Below are 16,958 nucleotides of genomic sequence, written 5' to 3' on the forward strand. Positions count from 1 at the left end.
CGACTCACTCGGCAGGGAGCCGATGCCCGATCAGGGCGAGGCACTGCATCGTGGCGAGGCTGCCCTGGGCGGCGTCGTTGGTCCAGAGCGTGGGGGCGTCGTCGACCGGCGACATCACCGCAGGCGGCTCGATCCGCTCCCACGTGATCTCGCCCTGCATCCGCTCGCCGCCCACGAAGAACGCCTGCCAGGCGCGGTCGGCGAGGTCGTCACGGCCGAGCCGGTTCGCGGCGTACGCCAGGATCCGGGAGTGCGCCTGCTCGAACGGGGCGCCGTCGTGCTCCCGCCCCAGCTCGGCGACCTGCTCCTCGGGCGTGCCGAGGTACAGCCGGCAGTACTGCAGCCACGCATCCCGAAAGCCCGGCGCCTGCTCGTCGGACACGAGATCCACCAGCTCGCTGCAGATCTCCACCAGCCCGAACATGATCGACAGGTGCGAGGCACCCACCCGGTCTCGGGTGGCGTCGAACCGGCCGGTATCCAGGTTGTACAGCCCCTCGCCGGTGAAGAACCCGTGCGGCATCGCGCCGATGTCGGACATCGTGCCCAGCAGCCGGACCCGCGACCGTTCGTTGCCGGTGATCTCCCAGTCCGCGAGCCACGTGGCAGCGAGCGCGCTCCAGTCGGTGCCGAGCCCCACGCCCAACGCCCCACGCTCGGGCCGATAGGTCGCGGCGTCCGGGCGCACCTTGCGCACCGGATCGAGCGCCAGGAACGTCTGATCGGAGTCGCGTAGCTCGAGCATGAGGTCGCGCGAGTGCTCGTCGGCGGTCAGCAGGTAGTGGTGGCGGCGATAGGCGGGCGAGCTGATCCGCAGCTGCTTGGCGCTGCAGCCCCAGTGCTGCACGTTGTGCCGCGTGCCCAGGCCCTTCCACTGCCCCGCGTGATACACGTCCACGTCGCCGGTGTGTCGCGTGAGCCGCTCAGCGAGCCGGAACACGTCCGCCCGCCCGGTCCGGCAGAACGCCGTCCACAGCCACAGGTCCGGCGAGAGCTCGGAGTTGTCCCACGCGTACCCGCCCACGTCGTAGCGCCACGTGTGCCGGTCCGCGTCGTAGGCGTGCATGAGGTCGCCGTAGTTCCAGAACCCGTACCAGGACCGCTGGTCCACCTGCCCCACATAGAAGTCGAGCAGCCCGGCGAGCCGCCGTTCGAGCCGCGCCCGCGCCGGCGTCGAGTGGTCCGGCAGGTCCCAGTCACCCAGCACCCGAGCAGCGTGCAGCGCCTCGGGCGTCACCGCGAGCCGCGGCGGCTGCACCACGTGCGCCACGTCCGCTGCCAACCCCTCGAGCGAGGGCGTGCCCGGGTAGGCGATCACCTCGAGCTCATGGGTGCGGGCGATGCCGTGCGCGTCACCGAAGCCCGGCTCGTAGTCCTCGTAGGTGATGTCGAGGGCGTCCAGCTGGTCTGCGTAGGTGTCCTGCCCCAGCCCGTCGTGGTAGAACCGCAGGTCCATCGGCTCGGCGTCCGGCGACCACAGCCACAGCGTGAGCCGGGCCGCCGCACCTGTTGCCCGGTCGATATCGATGCCGGTGGGGTGCGACTGCCAGAACCCGGTCAGCCCGAGACCCAGCCCGCCGCCCGGATCGCCGACGTATCCGACGCCGTCGGACCGGGTCCCCTCGGTCACGCCGATCCACGGCCGCGTGGCGTCGGTGCGCTTGTGCACGGTGAAGCCATTCGCGGCATGCTGCCGCAATCGCCATGCCTCCCACGTGGGGATCCATCGCGAGAGCCTCGCCACGTCCTGCTGCCAGGTCGACGGCGGAGCGGTCGCCTCGCCGCGTAGCTGCGCCTGCCGTACGGACTCGCCCGGGTCTCGCCGTAGCCCCGTGAGGCCGCGGACCGCCTCGCGCAGCAGGCCGCCGCCGGCGCCGGCGAGGCGCACGTGCCGGTCGTGCGCCTCCGCACGCAGCGGCACCTCGAAGCTGAGGCCGAGCGAGGACAGGAAGTCCTTCTCGACGTCACCATCCCACGTGAAGGAATGCACCACACGGAGATGGGTCGAACCCGCGGTGGCCACCAGGCGGATGGTGAACGGGAGCCAGGTCTTCCCGGACTCGGTGCGGTGACGGCCTTCAACTCGCACGACGGCGCGCACGGGCCCGGTCTGCTCGACCGTGACCGACTCGACCTCCCCCGTTCCCACGTCCCGGCTCGCGTGGTTCGGCTCGGGGCACTGCTGCACGCTCGAGATCAGACGCCCGTCGGTACCGACCACCACACCGGCGATCGCGATCTCGCTCACCACCGCGGACCCGCTCGTGGGCACGGTCACGCGCATGGCGCCGGTGTCGAGCAGCACAGCCTCAGCACGCTCCTCGACACGGACCGCGGCGTCGCCACCGGGCACCGAGCCGACCGGTCGGTCCACGAGCCGGTACCCGGCTGCCGGATCCACGGCTGCCCCGAGCCCGATGCCGGTCCACTTGACACTGCCGTCGGGCCACGTGGCCAACGGCCAGAGCTGGGCCTGGACACGGTCGCCTGCCTCGTCGACCACGGCCAGCGCACTCAGATCTGTCACGACGCCGCGCGGCAGCGGCGCCCCTAACGTGGCGCCTGCGGGCAGGTAGGCGGGGGTCTCGTCGTCGATCCAGCGGAGCGGGACGTCGATCGGGTTCATGCGGGGTCCTCGCGGAGTTGTTCGGGGGAGCGCAGCGGAGGAGAAGAACTCCGTGGGGTGCAGGGTCATGAGAGCGGGGTCACCTCGAGGTTGCGGTAGTGGGCGATCAGGGGAGACATCTGTCGGAAGCCGATGCGGCCGGCGCCGAGCGGCGCGCCGGCGCTGCCGTCGTCGTGCCACCGGAACAGCTCGAGGTCGTCGATGGCGAAGGACACATCGGCGCCACGCTTGGTCACACGGATCCGGTAGTGGCCATCGACGTCCGCGACCGGTGGCAGCGGGTCGGCACCCTGCGCGACCAGGTGGAACCCCGGACTCTTGCGCAGGTTGCAGGTGTGGAAGCGGCGTTCGGTGGGCCACTTGCGCCGGTAGTAGGACACGTGAAGGGTCCGGACATCGCCCGAGTGGTACTGCGGGTAGTAGCCGGTACGCGGCGCCAGGGAAGGATCGAACAGGCCGCGGTCGTCGGTTCCCGATGCCGCGAAGAACAGCATGGCCAGCCCCTCGCCCGCGAGCGGCCGGAAGTCCCACGCGATCTCGATGTCCGGGCCGAACACCTCCGGGCACCAGAGCGTCCAGTGCGCGTGGTCGCCACGCCCGCCCGCGGTCAATGCAGCCTCGTCCGCGGTGCTGAACAGCCGCATGCCGCCGTCGACGTGCTCAACGCCGACCGGTCCTTCAGCTATCCAGCCGTCGAGGTCAGCGGCGCGCGCCAGGGGGTTGCTGTACGTCACGGTCGCGCGAACCAGGCGCCGAGCGGTTCCGCGTGGTCGTCCAAGCCGCGGATGACGCGGAGCTGTTGCGCCACGAACGCCGCCACGGTCCTCGCGCCATGCGCGCCGAAGTGGGTGTTGTCGGGCGCCCCGGTGTCCGGGTTGGCGTGCCCGAACAGCCGCCAGGACTCCTCCTGGCCCAACCACGTATAGAGCCAGCGGGTGAAGCCCGTCAGCTCGATGACCGGCACGTCCAGCTCGGCGCCCAACGCACGCACGGCGGCCGGGTACGGGCCGTGCGAGAGCCGCAGCGCGCCGTCGTCAGCGAACAGGCGGCGCTCCACGCTGGTGCCGACCACCGGGACCCCACCCGCGCGGCGCGCTTCCGCGACGAACGCACGCAGGTTCACGGAGTACCCGCCGGTCGCTGCCAGGGTCTCGGGCTCATTCTGGTCGTTGTGCCCGAACTGGATGACCACGAGCTCATCGGGCTCGATCACGTCGATCACACGCTGCCAGCGACCTTCCTCACGGAAGGACGCCGTGGTGGCGCCGCCGATCGCCTCGTTGTGCACCTCGTCGTCCACGAACAGGTGCAGCGCCGCGCCCCACCCGGCCACACCCGAGCCGTCGAGCGGGCCGGGCGCCACGGTGGAATCGCCGGCCAGGTGGATCGTCATGCGCTATCCCTTCACGCTTCCGATGAGCATGCCCTTGGCGAAGTGCTTCTGCAGGAACGGGTAGGCCAGCAGCACCGGGATGGTCGCCACGATGACGACGGCGAACTTGATGCCTTGCGCCGGTGGCGGCACGTCGGAGTTCATGTCGTCGGCGGTCAGCGTGGCCGAGGCGGTCACCTGGCGCAGGATCATCTGCAGGGTCCACTTCTCCTGGTCGCCCAGGTACAGCAGTGGCGACATGTAGTCGTTCCACAGCCCGACCGCGTAGAACAACGCGAACGTCGCCAGCACCGGCTTGCTGAGCGGCGCCACGATGCTGCGCAGGATCCGCATCTCGTTCGCGCCGTCGATGCGCGCCGACTCCTCCAGCTCCTTGGGCAGCTCCTGGAAGAAGTTCTTGATGATGATCAAGCTGAAGGGGTTGATCGCCATCGGCAGGATCAGCGCCCAGTAGGAGTTGAGCAGGCCGAGCTCCTTCACGATCAGGAACGTCGGGATCATGCCCGCCGAGAACACCATGCAGAAGACGATCAGGCTCATCATCGTGCGCCGACCCGGTAGGTCGATCTTCGACAGCGGGTATGCCATCAACGCCGTGAGCGAGAGCTGCACCAAGGTGCCCACCGTGGTCACCAGCACTGTGGTGACGAACGCACGCACGAAGACGCTCGAGCTCAGGATGGACTCGTACGACGCCGTCGTGATCTCGTTCGGCCACAGGAAGAACGGGCGGGTGGTGATCTCCAGCTCGGTCGCGAACGATCCGGCGAGCACGTACAGGAACGGCAGCAGCGCGAGCAGACCGATGCCGATCAGAACCGCGGCGTTGATGACGTCGAAGACGCGGCCGGGGCCGGTGTTGAAGCGTTGGTAGGTGCGCTTGTCCATCAGAAGATCCCCGGCTGCTTCATCTTCTTGGCCAGGGCGTTGGTCCCGAAGATCAGGATCAGACCCACGATCGCCTTGGCCAGCCCGACCGCCGTCGAGTAGGAGTAGGCACCCTGCTGGATGCCCGTGAAGTAGACATACGTGTCGAACACATCCGCCACGGACCGGTTGAGCGCGTTCGACATCAGATAGATCTGCTCGAACCCGGTGTCCAGCACGTTTCCGGTCTGCAGGATCAGCAGCACCACGATCGTGGAACGGATCGCCGGCAGCGTCACGTGCCAGACTCGCTGCCAACGGCCCGCACCATCGATGATCGCCGCCTCGTACTGCTCCTGGTCCACGCTTGCCAGGGCGGCGAGGAAGATGATGGTTCCCCACCCGGTGCTCTTCCACACTGTTTGCAGCAGGATCAACGGCCGGAACCAGTCCGGGTCTGCCAGGAAGTTCGTGTTGGTGCTAAGCAGGTCGTTGATCGCCGTCCACAACGGGCCGTTGCCCACCGCGAACAGCAGCCCGGTGAGCGAGACCACCACGGTCCAGGACAGGAAGTGCGGGATGTAGACCAGCGTCTGCACCGTGCGCTTGAGGATCTGCAGACGCACCTCGTTCAGCAGCAGCGCCAGCACGATCGTCAGCGGGAACGCGATGAACAACCCCAGCGCCGCCAGGATCAGCGTGTTCCCCAGGATTCTCGGGAAGTCCGGATTCGAGAAGAAGCTCTCGAAGTGCGCCCACCCCACCCACTCGCTGCCCTCGATGCCCAGGAACGGGATGTAGTTGCGGAACGCGATCTGCGCCCCGTACATCGGCCAGAACCGGAACAGCACGAAGTACAGCACGCCCGGCGCCAGCAGCAGGAACAGCCACCGGTAGCGCACCAGGTTGCCCACCAGATTGCGGCGGTTCGGCGGCGGCTCCGGCCGCACCAGAGCACCGTCCTCGACGGCTTCGACGTCAGCGGTGGCTGAGGTCACGATCCCTCCTTCACGTGCAGGTTGAGGCAGCAGGGCAGCAACCGTGCGGGGCCCGGGAGGAGCCGGGCCCCGCAGGGGGTCACTCAGCCGAGCTGGCTGTACAGCTCGTTGATCTCCGTGGTCACCTGGTCGCCGCCGGTGGTCCGCCACCGCTCGACGGCCTCGTCCAGCCCCGCCTCGTCGATCTGGCCCGCGAGATACTGGATGCGGGCGTCACCGATGATGTTGTCGAGCTGGGTGCCGGTGGTCGTGTAGGTGTCCGAGACCAGCCCGGCCGCGGGGTTGAACACGGCGTTCGCCAGATCCTCGTCCTGCAGCTGCAGGCGCAGGTCGCCGAGCTCGCCGAGGAACTCGGTCCGCGGCTGGATCGGGTAGGCGTTGTAGCCGGCGACGTTCATGCCGAGCTGCGCCCAGGCGCCCGTGACCTGATCGGTGAAGTCCTGCCGCTCCGGGTTGAAGACGGCGTAGCCGTCCTCGACCGTGAAGTTGTCGCCCTCGATGCCGTGGTTCATGAGGTTCTGCGCCTCGGTGGTGTTGAGGTCGTTGAGCATCTGCAGCACCTGCTCGAGCTGCTCCTCGGTCTGGATCGACGACCGCGGGATCGCGAGGAATCCGGCGTACCCGGTGGTGGGGAGCGCGAACGTGCCGTTCGGGCCGCTCAGCTGGCCGGCGAGCGCGACCTTGTCGGCGGCACTGCCCTCCTCCTGCTGCTCGAACAGATCGGCGAGCTGAGTGGCTCGGGACTGGACGTCGAGGATGATCCCGCCGTCGCCGTTCAGGAACGGCTCGTTCCAGGTGGCGGGGTCCATCGTGGCGTAGTCAGGGTTGACGTAACCGTTCTGCACGAGGTCGCGCTCGAACTCCACGGCCTCGCGCCACTCCGGCGTGGTGAAGGCCGGGATCAGCTCGCCGCCGTCGTCGCGCCACATGTTGCCGGAGCCGTACCAGACGTCGATGGTGTCGTACGGGCTGTTGGAGCCGATGCCGCCCGGCCACTGCGGCGCGATCATGCCGTAGGTGTCGTCCTCGCCGTTGCCATCCGGGTCGTCCTCGGTGAAGGCTCGAGCGATCTCATACAGGTCGTCGGTTGTCTCGGGCAGCTCCAGGCCCAGGTTGTCGAGCCAGTCCTGCCGGAGGATCACGCTGGCGCGGATCACGTCACGCGCCCGGTAGACACCGAAGATCTGGCCGTTGACGCCCGAGGCGAGCTCGACATCGGGGTTCTCGGAGACCAGGTTGGGGTAGTCACCGGACTGCAGGTACTCCGTGAGGTCCCAGAAGCCGCCGGCGAGTGCGGTGGACACAAATCCCTGGTCCTTGCCGGTGATCACCATGACGTCGGGGATGTCGTCACCGGCCAGCACGGTGTTGATGCGCTCGCCGTAGGCCGAGTTCGGCACCCACTGGATCTCGAGCGGCACCCCGGCGACCTCGCTCAGCGCGGTGCCGACCGGGTCGTCGCTCTCAGGTGGCACCTCGGCGAAGTACGGCGCCATGATCGTGAGGCTCTCGAGTGCGGCACCGTCGCCACCTCCGTTGCCTCCGTCGCCGTCACCGTCGCCACCGCCGCTGCACGCGGTGAGCACCAGCGCACCGGCCACAGCAGCGGCGATCGGAGCGATCCGTCGCATTCTCATAGGTGTTCCTTTCGTGGTGAGTGAAGGTCACTCGGGGGAAGTGGTGGCGCCCGCCTCGACCAGGCGGTCGTTGCGCGCATAGCACGAGACGCAGATCGCTGTCACGGCGTGGATCCACGCCGCGATCGTCAGTACCGGCAGCAGGCCGGGAACGAAGCGGGTGGCAAGGACTGCGAGCACCGTGACCACGGCGACGAGCGCGGCGGCCGGCAGGTCGTGCAGCAGATAGCGCACTGCCGTGCGCGCGTACCGGCGCACGGGCAGGTCGTAGTGCGTGTACATCGTCATCGCGAACGTGGCAGCCAGGCCGACCACCGCGAGCGCGACCCAGAGCAGCACCACCAGCACACCGCCGCCCGGGCCGAAGGCGTAGAGGTTGGCGCCGAGCAGGAGCGCGATCACGGCGAACGGGGCCAGTACGGCGTTGGCCCGCCACAGCTCACGCCGCCACACCGCGGCGAACGTGCGCAGCAGCGGCTGCGCATCGCCGCGCACGCGCGCCCGCGACACGCTCGCCGCCGCCACCAGCGCCGGTGCGAGCCCGATCACTACTCCGCCCGCGATCGTGAACGCGACGATCAGCAGATTCAGCCCGGCGAGCCAGCCGAGCAGCTCGGCGGCGTCGTAGAGCCGGCCGCCGGGCAGCCGAGCGCCGTTGGCAACCGCTTTCCGCGGCATGGTGTCTGTACTCACCCCGGGGCGCTCCCTCGCATCGTCGTCGACATGTGTCGCGCATCGCTGCCGGCAGTGGCAACGATTCATTGAATGGATTCACGACCGTACATCCGCCAGCGGCCGGCGTCAAGCGCCGTGACGCGCGCTGCGATTCGAGGTGATCCGAGATCATGGCGGGACCGGCACAGCCGGGCCAGAGGTCAGCGGGTCTGGACCACCAGCGGATCCGCCAGCAGCGCCGCGAACGCGGCCTCCGCTGCTCCGATCAGCAGCCGGTCCTCCCCGAGTGCTGCCACCCGTACCTCGAGATCGTCGGCGACGCCAGGCATCGCCTGCTCGACGACGGCGCTCACCAGGCCGTCCAGGTCGCGTTCGGCGAGGGTCGCCAGGAAGCCACCGAGGATCGCCACCGAGGGGTTGAGCACGTTGACGGCGTTGGCGAGGGCGGTGGCGAGGATGCGTCGTTGGCGGTCGACCTCGGCATCCACCACATGATCGGATGCCGCGGCGATGGCGGCGGCAAGCCTGGGCTCGTCCGCCGCCTGCAGGCCGACCGCCTCGAGCAGCCGGGCCCGGCTCACCTCGTCCTCGAGCACCCCGGCGCCAGACCCGCCGCGGCGATCAGCAGCGTGGGTGATTCCCGGCCGGTTCTGACCGAACTCACCTGCGTAACCGCCTGCGCCGGTCACCGCGTGGCCGGCCACCACCAGCCCGCCGCCGATGCCGCTCGCGCCGCCGTTGAGGTAGACGAGGTCGTCGACACCGCGCCCCGCTCCGAACCGGTGCTCAGCGACAGCGCCGAGGCTCGCGTCGTTGCCGATCACCACCGGCAGGCCGGTCGCCGACTGCACCAGATCTCGCACCGGCGCATCGCGCCACTCCAGGTGCGGCGCCAGCCGCACGAGACCGTCGGCCGCCCGGACCAGCCCGGGCACGGCGAGACCGATGCCCACCGGTGGGACGCCGTCGAGCTCGTGATCGTGCCAGCGTGAGATGACCGACCGGGTGAGTTCCGCCGTCTGCTCGGGCCCGACCACCGAGTCCAGCTCCACCCGCTCGCGGGTCACGACCTGCCCGCCCAGACCGACGGCGGCACTCGTGACGGCGTCGACCTCCGGGTTGACCGCCACCGCGGTCACGCCGGGGTGCACCGACACCACCGGCGACGGGCGCCCCACCCGGTTCGTCTCGACCGGTGCCCGCTCCTGCGCGAGCCCGAGCTCCACGAGCTCGCCCGCGAGCGCGGCAACAGTCGACCGGTTCAGTCCGGTCCGCGACGTGAGCTGGGAACGCGACTGCGGGCCCTCCAGGTGGATCAGCCGCAGCACGGTGGACAGGTTGCGCTGCCGCACGCCGTCGGCCGCTCGCTCCACCACACCCGAACCCTAGTCGCGTCCCGAATCTCCCTTGCTGCGCCGGAGCCGCGAGCCGGAGCAGCTGGCCCGCCGTTCGGTGCCGCCGTCGACGATGTCATTACTCGGGCTGGTGCGACATCTCGCCGCCCGAGCGCGGCTGGTTCGCCCCGAGCGGCGCGAACCGCGGCTCGAGCGCGAGCAGCGGACCACGGATGCACTGCTGCTCGAGCACGTCGACCTCGGCTCCCGGGTGGGCGAGGACCAGGTCGCGATGCACGAGATCTAGGCCCACCGCATCGAGGAGTACGCGCGCCACTGCGGCCACGCCTATCTGCTCCGCGAGTGCATCGACGGGCGCGTCGGACAAGGGGCCGCCGCCCTGACCCGAGGAAACCTAGGATGCCGGTATGCAAGGGGGCTGGCAGGACACCAGAGGCGCGGTCGCCGCTACGGCCCACCTCGCCACCGCCGCCCGCAGTACCGCGGGCGCTGCCGTCCGCCGGATCCGCCGTGAGGTCGACTGGCAACGGCGCAGATCAGCGCTTCAGCTGAGAGTCGAGGCGCCGGAGCTGTTCGAGCATCTCGTCGCCCAGCACGCCAGTCCCACCCGCCGTGTGCTCGCCGGTGTCGATGCTGCGCTGCAGGTCTCCAAGGAGACGAATCTTGCGCTCGCGGCCGACCGTCTCGACGGCCGCGTGCTGCGGCCCGGTCAGCGGCTCTCGTTCTGGTTCCAGGTCGGGCGGCCGACGGCGAGGCGCGGCTACCTGCCCGGGGTCGTGCTCAGTCAGGGCCGGGTCATCTCAGGCGTCGGTGGCGGGCTGTGTCAACTCACCAACCTTCTGTACTGGATGACTCTGCACACCCCGCTGACGGTGGTGGAGCGGTGGCGTCACTCCTACGACGTATTCCCCGACTCCGGTCGCACGCTCCCGTTCGCCAGCGGTGCGACGTGCGCGTGGCCGTCCCTGGACCTGCAGATCGAGAACCGCACCGCTCACGCCTTCCGGCTCTCGGTGGCGGTGGTCGATCAGGAGCTGCGGGGCTCCTGGTCCAGCGATGCTGCCCCGCTCCACCGGTACCGGGTCTATGAGGCTGCGCACCGGATCGCGAACGACTCCCCCGGCGTGCACACCCGCCACAACGTGCTGCGCCGCACGGTGCTCGACCTCGACGGCCTCGAGATCGCCGATGAGCTCGTGGCCGAGAACCACGCCCTCATGATGTACGAGCCGTTCCTCGGCGCCGGGCCGGTGCGCCTGCCGCTCGACCCGGTCTGACCCCCGCTAGGGATCGGCGAGATCGAACCGGACGCCGAGCAGCCGGACGGGCCGGTCGAGCTCGAACCGGCCGAGCACCACCTCGGCTCGCTCCCGCAATGCAGCGAGGTCCGTCGTCGGTTCCGAGATTCTCGCGGTCTTCGTCCGCGTGAAGAAGGTCGCGGTCCGCACGGTCACGCCCACGTGGGTCGCGATGCGCCCCTCGTCGAGAAGCAGGGAGTGGACGTCGGCAACCAGGGCGAGCACCGCCGTCGTGATCTCCTCACGGGTGACGAGGTCGGCAGGGTAGGTGACCTGCTTGCTGAGCGACTTGCGCACCCAGGGCTCAGTGGTGATCTCTCGGCTTGCGCCGCCGCGGGCGAGCTGCCGCAGACCCGGCCCGATCGTGGGGCCGAACCAGCCGGCGAGCGCCTCCGGATCGGCGTGGCCGAGATCGGCGATGGTGGCGATCCCGTGCTCGCTGAGCTTGGCGGCTGTGCGCGCGCCGATCCCCCAGAGGTCGCGCGCCGGCCGCGCCCCCATCAGCTCCCACCAGTTCTCGCGCGAGAGCCGGAACACGCCGCCGGGCTTGCCGAACGACGTCGCCATCTTCGCCCGTTCCTTCGTGTCCCCGATCCCGACGGCGCAGCTCAGCCCGGTCTCCCGGCTCACCCGGGCGCGGATCTCGCCCGCGAGAGCGAATGGGTCCTCGACCTCGGCACCGAGAAACGCCTCGTCCCAGCCCCACACCTCGACCGGGTGGCCGAAGGATCGCAGCACCTCCATCACCTCGAGCGAGGCTGCCTCGTAGGTGGGGTGGTCGCTGGGCAGGAACACCGCGTCGGGCGCCTTCCGCAGCGCTGCCCGCAGCGGCATCCCGCTGTGCACGCCGAGCGCACGAGCCTCGTAGGTGGCTGTGGCGACGACCTGCCTCGGTCGGGTGGGGTCGCCGTCGCCGCCGACCACCACGGCCTTGCCCGCGAGCGCCGGGTTCCGCCGGATCTCGACCGCCGCGAGGAACTGGTCGAGGTCGACGTGGAACAGCCACCACGCCACCATGTCGCCAGGCTACGTCGAGACGATGTATCGCAGGTCCTGATAGGCCCGCGCGAGCAGCACGCGTCAGCCCGCGATGTCGGCCACCACGGCGTCAAGCCCGCGCACGAGGTCGTCGACCTCGACGAACACGCTGTACCCGTGCGCCCCCGCACCCATCGAGACGCGGCGACCGGTCAACGAGGAGTCCACGTACACCGGCAGCGGCTGCACGCTGCCGAGCGGCGTGATGGTGCCGCGCTCGTACCCGACGGCGGCGAACACCTCGTCCGCTGAGGGGAACTTGAGCTTGTTGACACCGAGCAGTGCGCGCACCTTCGCGAACAAGACCGAGGCGTCCCCGGGCACGATCGCGAACAGGTACTGGTCGCTTCCGGCGCGCATGACGATCGACTTCGCGATCTCCCGCGGCTCGATCCCCAGGATCGCGGCGGCTTCCTCGAGCGATCTGGCGGCCGGGCGCTCCCGGATCTCGATCGGGATGCCCCGCGCCTGCGCGTCGGCACGGACCCGACTCAGGCCATCGGTGTCGCTCACCTCAGCGAGCCTACGCGGCACAGCCTGCCCGCAAAGCCCGTGACAGTGCGTGGCCGCACGCTCAGACTCGGGCCATGAGCATCGCCATTAGGCCCGAATGCCCGAACGACCCCGCCGAGGTCGCCGCGATCGCCGCCGTCAACGCCGCCGCGTTCGATCGCCCCAGCCACGGCGACCTTCCCGCCGCCCTGCGTGCGACGACCCACTACCGACCGGCGTGGTGCTTCGTCGCGGTCGACGGCGAGGACGTGGTCGGGCACGTCATGATCGGCACGGCACTCCTCGAGCAGCCGGACGAGACCGTGGTCGAGATCCCGAGCCTCAGCCCGCTGGCGGTCGCACCAGACCGGCAACGCCAAGGGATCGGCCGCGCCTTGGTCGAGGCCGCCGTCGCGGCCGTTGACGCCGACGGCGAACCGTTCGTCGTGCTGGAGGGCTCGCCCGCGTATTACTCACGGCTGGGATTCGAGGATGCCCGCGAGCACGGCGTGACGCTCCCGCTGCCCGACTGGGCGCCACGCGAGGCGGGCCGGCTCCACCCGCTCACTCACTACCGGCGGATCCCGGGTGCGGTCACCTACCCGGCTGCGGTCCAGGCTGCCTTCGACGCCACCGAGACATCTCAGTAGTAGCCGGGCTCCGTGGGCATCTGCGGGATGTACTGGTCGTGCTGCTCCTGCCAGTCATCCGGGTCCTGCATCTGCACCTCGTCATCGTTCCCGAGCGTGATGTCCACGATCTGCTGCAGCGCCTGCCCCGGGTCACCCGACGACGGACCGTACGGCTGGTCGTTCTCATCGAGGAAGTGATGCTCGAGGCCGTGGGCGTCGATGCTGTTGCCGGTGGTGTCGGGGACCTCGTACCAGTGGGCTCCGAAGTCAGGGTCGCGAGGCAGGTGGGGGTGCTCCCAGGAGAGGTTCCCCACGTCCACCACCATGTCGTCCGGCGGAGTGGCCGCCCAGACCTGGTCGGCGTTCATCTGGCCGGCGTCCTCGACGATCACGCCCGGCGAGTTGATCGCGATGACGTCATCGACCTGGTAGTCGCCCTGACTGACCGCGAGCGTGCCGGTGGTGCTGCCGTAGGAGTGCAGCAGCAGGTTGAGGTGCGTGTCACTCGAGACCGTCCCGTTGTACCCGCCCAGTGTGTTCTCCAGCGCGGTGGCACCAGCCTCGGCGTGGTCGTTGCCGAACACCGTGAGGTATCCGGGCGTCTCGTAACCGATCCAGGCGACCACGGCGACGTTCCCGCCCTCCGGCCCGAGCTGGTTCTGCTGCGCCAGGGCCAGTGCATCGGCGTTGTTCACCAGCCCCTCCATGCCGTTCTCGACGGTGGTGTTCATGCCCGGCACGACGAACGTGGCGTAGTCGGCGTCGTCGAGGTTGCCGGAGGAGATCGCCGCGAGCGGCGGGTGCGCCTCCAGGTTGAGCTCGATGAGCTGATAGCTGCCCATGTCGTACGTGGGGCCGCCGTTCTTGAGCGCGTCGGCAATCGCCCGTAGCGCGCGCCAGCGCTCCCAGGCCTCCATCTCCTCGCTGGAGCGGATGTTCGGCGTGACGCCGGCTGGCGGGTTCATCATCACCTCGTACGCCTCGGCGATCTCGATGTCGAGCGCCATCACGTTGGCGTCGCTGCGGCCCCAGTACGGCACACCGTTGAGGTTCCCGATCACTGAAGGCATCGCGGTGATCAGCGCCAGCTGAAGCGCGTTCGGATCGTTGGTGCCGTCGTCGCCGGCGACCGGGTCACCGAGGGTCAGCCACCACGCGTTGACCTCCTCCGCCGGTGGCGGACTGGCGGCGAGGGCATCGGCGAACTCCGGGTGCGCGGCCAGCCAGGCGGCAGCATCCTCCGGCGTCATCTGCGCGAGTTGCTCGAGCTGGTCCAGCACGCTGTCGCCAACCGCGGCGTCGAGCGCCGTCACGTACGAGGTGCCTGAGGCGGCGACGGTGCGGCTGACTCCCGTGGCGAACCCTCCCCGGATGGCTGCCAGCGCATCGGCGCACGTCTCCTCGGCGATCTCGACGCGGCCGGCGAACGAGGAGATGTCGCCGCGGAGCGTCTCGATCTCCGTGAGGATCATCGAGCGCTCCCACGAGTCCGGCTCGGTCTCCCAGTACCGCGACCGCACGGAGGTGATGCGGCTCGTGAGGTCCTGGTGGTCGAACCTGAACGCACCGACGGCGATCGCGAACTCCCGGAGTGCGTCACCCGCCGTGGTCAGCGCCGTCGCCATGCTGTCGCCCCGGGTCACCAGAGGTTGGAGCTGGGAGTAGAGCGGCTCGGTACCGCTCGCCGTGTACACAGCAGGCAGGGTGTCCCAGGTGCCACCGGTCTCCTCGGCCCTTGAGCGCAGTCCGCCACCCGCAGCCGCCATCAGCTCAGCCGCCTCGAGCAGCGCGGCCGCATCGGTGTCGACCGCCGGGAGGTCGGCCAGCGACGGCAGCACACCGCCACCACCGCCGTCGGTGATCATCATGGAACTCACAACCATCGGTCGCCTCCTGTGTGGGTCAAGGGCGCGGGCACGGTGGCCCGGTCGTGAAGGTCGGTGTCGGCATGCCGAGGTCCTGCGGTCCTGGGGTCGGGATGCCGGTGCATCGCGGCCAGTCGTTCCAGGTCTGTGTGCCGAGGTAGGTCGGCTGCTCACCTGAGCCGTACGCCTGCGGGATGCCAGTGCAGCGGTCGACGTCGATCACCGTTCGTGGCGCCTCGCTGAGCGTCAGCGCCGTGTCGTCTCGTGCCTGATCTGCCCGAGGGATTCCCGTGCACCGTTCCCATAGCTGCGGACTCAGCGAGACCGGGTCCGGTCGGCGGTAGGGAAGCGCCGCGCGACCGGAAGCCTGCAGCGCAGAGACGCACGCCTCCTCCGCGGCCGTGACCCGCCTGGCGAAGGCCGCCACATCACACCGGAGCGCGTCGACCTGCGGACCCGCCGGATCCACGTCGAGTCCGCCCGCCTGCGCGATCAGGATCCGTTGCTCGAGCGCCGCGCGCTCGGTCTGGAGCACGCGCACCTCCGCCGCGAACTCCGCCAGCGCCTGACCCGCTACCGCCATCGCGGTGGCAGTCTCGTGGCTGCTTGCCGCCACGGGTCGCAGCTGGGAGTGCAGCGGTTCCGCCCACGGGGCCACGAGCAGGTCACGGAACCTGTCCCATGTACCCGAGGTGCCCTCGGTAGCAGACTGCACCCGCCGCCCCACGCGCCGCAACGCGTCGGCGTGCTCCAGCAGCAGTGCCGCATCGGTGTCGACCGCAGGCAGATCAGCGAGGCCAGGAAGCACACCCAGCCCACCGCCGTCGAGCATCGCCGCACCCATCACCATGGGGTCACACCCGGCGGCATGCCCACGTACGACCAGCCGTCGGCGGTGCGGACACGGCCGGCGCGGAGCTCCTCGGCCATGTCCTCGTTCCCGATGCTGAGCGCGGCGACCGACCCGACGGCGGCGCCCACGGCGTTGTCGACGACCGTCACGAGCTCGGCGGGCGCGTCGCGTCGCGTCGCCGCAAAGGTCCTGAAGGCAGCGGCGACCGGACCCTGCAAGGCGCCCGAGACGCCGTCGAACGCCTCTTCGGCGTCATCGACTGCGCTGCGCAGGTCACTGACGTTGGTCTCCAGCGTCCCGAGCCACGTGCGGACTCCCGGGGCGTCGACGCTCCAACCGGTCACTGCGATCTCCTCACCCTCGGTCCCCTGACAGACCACAGGATCGCGCGTGAGGATGCCCGCAGTCGATGGGCAACGCTTCCGCGCACAACCGCGAAAAGCGCGGTTACGGGCACGCGCAGGACGCGGCATCCTGGAAGGTCGGCAACGCTGGCGTCAGCTCTCGTCCTTCTCCTTCGCCACCCGGTCGGCACGTGGACCGCGGATCACCGCCACGTCGATCGCCATCCGGCCGGTGTCGTTGAGCCGCTCGCCGTCGTACCAGATCTCGGCGGGGCCATCGATCTCGGGAACCTCGTCGGTGTACATCTCGGCCGTCTTCTCCACCCACCGGCGCTGGCCGGTCCGGTCCAGGTACGTCACCGTGAATCTGACCTGGCAGCGTCCCTTGCCGTCATCCTCCCCGGCGCGCACGTGCGACACGTGACCGCTGACATGGATCCCGTTCCGCAGCACCTCCTCCGTGCGCTCCTGCGAGTGGATCCGGCGCACGATGAGCGACGCGCTCATCACCGTCGTCACGATCGCCACCGCGCCGGCGAGCGCGGGCAACCACACGGGCGCCCAGTAGGCGAGCCACTCGAGCAGGCCCCAGTCACGCGCCTGCGTCCCGAAGTACTCGGTGCGTGTGCCCACCACCTGCGGTGGTGTCCATCGAGACGCGAACGCCACCAGCCCGATGCTGAGCCCCACGGCCGCGGTCGCGAATCGCAGCGCCGACGCCGCCGCTTCCGAGGTCACACGCGTGGCCGCGCCGTGCACGCCCGCGCCGGCGATCAGAGCCAGCACCACGAGTACGAGGAACGGCCACCCGGCCAACAGCTCGAATGCGCCCTCGCGCTCACCTGTCTCGATCACCAGCGACCGCACCACGTCGAGCGTCGCGCC

At 69.9% G+C, this 16,958-nt stretch carries 16 protein-coding genes and 1 pseudogene; 3 read left to right on the forward strand and 14 right to left on the reverse strand.

Annotation, left to right across the window (positions count from 1 at the left end):
• Positions 1 to 4: 4 nt before the first annotated feature.
• The 8 genes from ACOJSN_RS12185 to ACOJSN_RS12220 all read right to left on the reverse strand — a co-directional run bounded on the left by ACOJSN_RS12185 (position 5) and on the right by ACOJSN_RS12220 (position 9,572).
• The gene (locus tag ACOJSN_RS12185; protein WP_420112768.1) at positions 5 to 2,626 is read right to left on the reverse strand and encodes a Tat pathway signal sequence domain protein; all 2,622 of its coding nucleotides are present in this window, start codon (positions 2,624 to 2,626) and stop codon (positions 5 to 7) included.
• Between the two features lie 65 nt (positions 2,627 to 2,691).
• The gene (locus ACOJSN_RS12190; protein WP_420112769.1) at positions 2,692 to 3,360 is read right to left on the reverse strand and encodes a DUF1961 family protein; all 669 of its coding nucleotides are present in this window, start codon (positions 3,358 to 3,360) and stop codon (positions 2,692 to 2,694) included.
• Positions 3,357 to 4,019, reverse strand: a complete 663-nt coding sequence (locus ACOJSN_RS12195) for a rhamnogalacturonan acetylesterase (protein WP_420112770.1) — start codon at positions 4,017 to 4,019, stop codon at positions 3,357 to 3,359. The genes ACOJSN_RS12190 and ACOJSN_RS12195 overlap by 4 nt, the downstream gene beginning before the upstream one ends.
• 3 nt (positions 4,020 to 4,022) lie before the next feature.
• Complete coding sequence (locus tag ACOJSN_RS12200; RefSeq protein WP_420112771.1) at positions 4,023 to 4,907, reverse strand: carbohydrate ABC transporter permease; 885 nt, start codon at positions 4,905 to 4,907, stop codon at positions 4,023 to 4,025.
• A complete protein-coding gene (locus ACOJSN_RS12205) occupies positions 4,907 to 5,884 on the reverse strand; it encodes an ABC transporter permease (RefSeq protein WP_420112772.1) in 978 nt (325 codons plus the stop codon). The genes ACOJSN_RS12200 and ACOJSN_RS12205 overlap by 1 nt, the downstream gene beginning before the upstream one ends.
• An 83-nt stretch (positions 5,885 to 5,967) precedes the next feature.
• The gene (locus ACOJSN_RS12210) at positions 5,968 to 7,521 is read right to left on the reverse strand and encodes an extracellular solute-binding protein (RefSeq protein ID WP_420112773.1); all 1,554 of its coding nucleotides are present in this window, start codon (positions 7,519 to 7,521) and stop codon (positions 5,968 to 5,970) included.
• A gap of 27 nt (positions 7,522 to 7,548) precedes the next feature.
• Entirely contained in the window at positions 7,549 to 8,214 is a 666-nt protein-coding gene (locus ACOJSN_RS12215; RefSeq protein WP_420112774.1) for a YesL family protein, read from the reverse strand.
• A gap of 182 nt (positions 8,215 to 8,396) precedes the next feature.
• On the reverse strand, positions 8,397 to 9,572 hold the full coding sequence (locus ACOJSN_RS12220) for an ROK family protein (protein WP_420112775.1): 1,176 nt from the start codon (positions 9,570 to 9,572) through the stop codon (positions 8,397 to 8,399).
• A gap of 49 nt (positions 9,573 to 9,621) precedes the next feature.
• Here ACOJSN_RS12220 and ACOJSN_RS12225 point away from each other — a divergent pair.
• Both ACOJSN_RS12225 and ACOJSN_RS12230 read left to right on the forward strand, forming a co-directional pair.
• Positions 9,622 to 10,065: pseudogene (locus ACOJSN_RS12225) on the forward strand (DUF664 domain-containing protein); the annotation flags it as partial.
• Positions 9,959 to 10,828, forward strand: coding sequence for a VanW family protein (locus ACOJSN_RS12230; RefSeq protein WP_420112776.1), 870 nt, complete (start codon positions 9,959 to 9,961; stop codon positions 10,826 to 10,828). The pseudogene ACOJSN_RS12225 and the gene ACOJSN_RS12230, both read left to right, overlap by 107 nt.
• 6 nt (positions 10,829 to 10,834) lie before the next feature.
• Here ACOJSN_RS12230 and ACOJSN_RS12235 read toward each other — a convergent pair whose 3' ends face one another.
• Positions 10,835 to 11,866, reverse strand: a complete 1,032-nt coding sequence (locus ACOJSN_RS12235; RefSeq protein WP_420112777.1) for a DNA polymerase IV — start codon at positions 11,864 to 11,866, stop codon at positions 10,835 to 10,837.
• Positions 11,867 to 11,929: 63 nt separating this feature from the next.
• Positions 11,930 to 12,400, reverse strand: a complete 471-nt coding sequence (locus ACOJSN_RS12240) for an aminoacyl-tRNA deacylase (RefSeq protein ID WP_420112778.1) — start codon at positions 12,398 to 12,400, stop codon at positions 11,930 to 11,932.
• Between the two features lie 74 nt (positions 12,401 to 12,474).
• Here ACOJSN_RS12240 and ACOJSN_RS12245 point away from each other — a divergent pair, with 74 nt between their 5' ends.
• The gene (locus tag ACOJSN_RS12245; RefSeq protein ID WP_420112779.1) at positions 12,475 to 13,029 is read left to right on the forward strand and encodes a GNAT family N-acetyltransferase; all 555 of its coding nucleotides are present in this window, start codon (positions 12,475 to 12,477) and stop codon (positions 13,027 to 13,029) included.
• Here the strand turns inward: ACOJSN_RS12245 and ACOJSN_RS12250 are convergent.
• The 4 genes from ACOJSN_RS12250 to ACOJSN_RS12265 all read right to left on the reverse strand — a co-directional run.
• Entirely contained in the window at positions 13,023 to 14,894 is a 1,872-nt protein-coding gene (locus ACOJSN_RS12250; RefSeq protein ID WP_420112780.1) for an alpha/beta hydrolase, read from the reverse strand. The two genes, ACOJSN_RS12245 and ACOJSN_RS12250, sit on opposite strands and share 7 nt — an antisense overlap.
• A gap of 19 nt (positions 14,895 to 14,913) precedes the next feature.
• The gene (locus ACOJSN_RS12255; RefSeq protein ID WP_420112781.1) at positions 14,914 to 15,726 is read right to left on the reverse strand and encodes a hypothetical protein; all 813 of its coding nucleotides are present in this window, start codon (positions 15,724 to 15,726) and stop codon (positions 14,914 to 14,916) included.
• On the reverse strand, positions 15,720 to 16,073 hold the full coding sequence (locus tag ACOJSN_RS12260; RefSeq protein WP_420112782.1) for a DUF6507 family protein: 354 nt from the start codon (positions 16,071 to 16,073) through the stop codon (positions 15,720 to 15,722). The genes ACOJSN_RS12255 and ACOJSN_RS12260 overlap by 7 nt, the downstream gene beginning before the upstream one ends.
• A 153-nt stretch (positions 16,074 to 16,226) precedes the next feature.
• On the reverse strand, positions 16,227 to 16,958 hold a 732-nt coding region (locus ACOJSN_RS12265), incomplete at its 5' end, for a hypothetical protein (RefSeq protein WP_420112783.1).

The organism is Pseudactinotalea sp., assembly GCF_048594945.1.
Classification (GTDB): Bacteria; Actinomycetota; Actinomycetes; order Actinomycetales; family Beutenbergiaceae; genus Pseudactinotalea.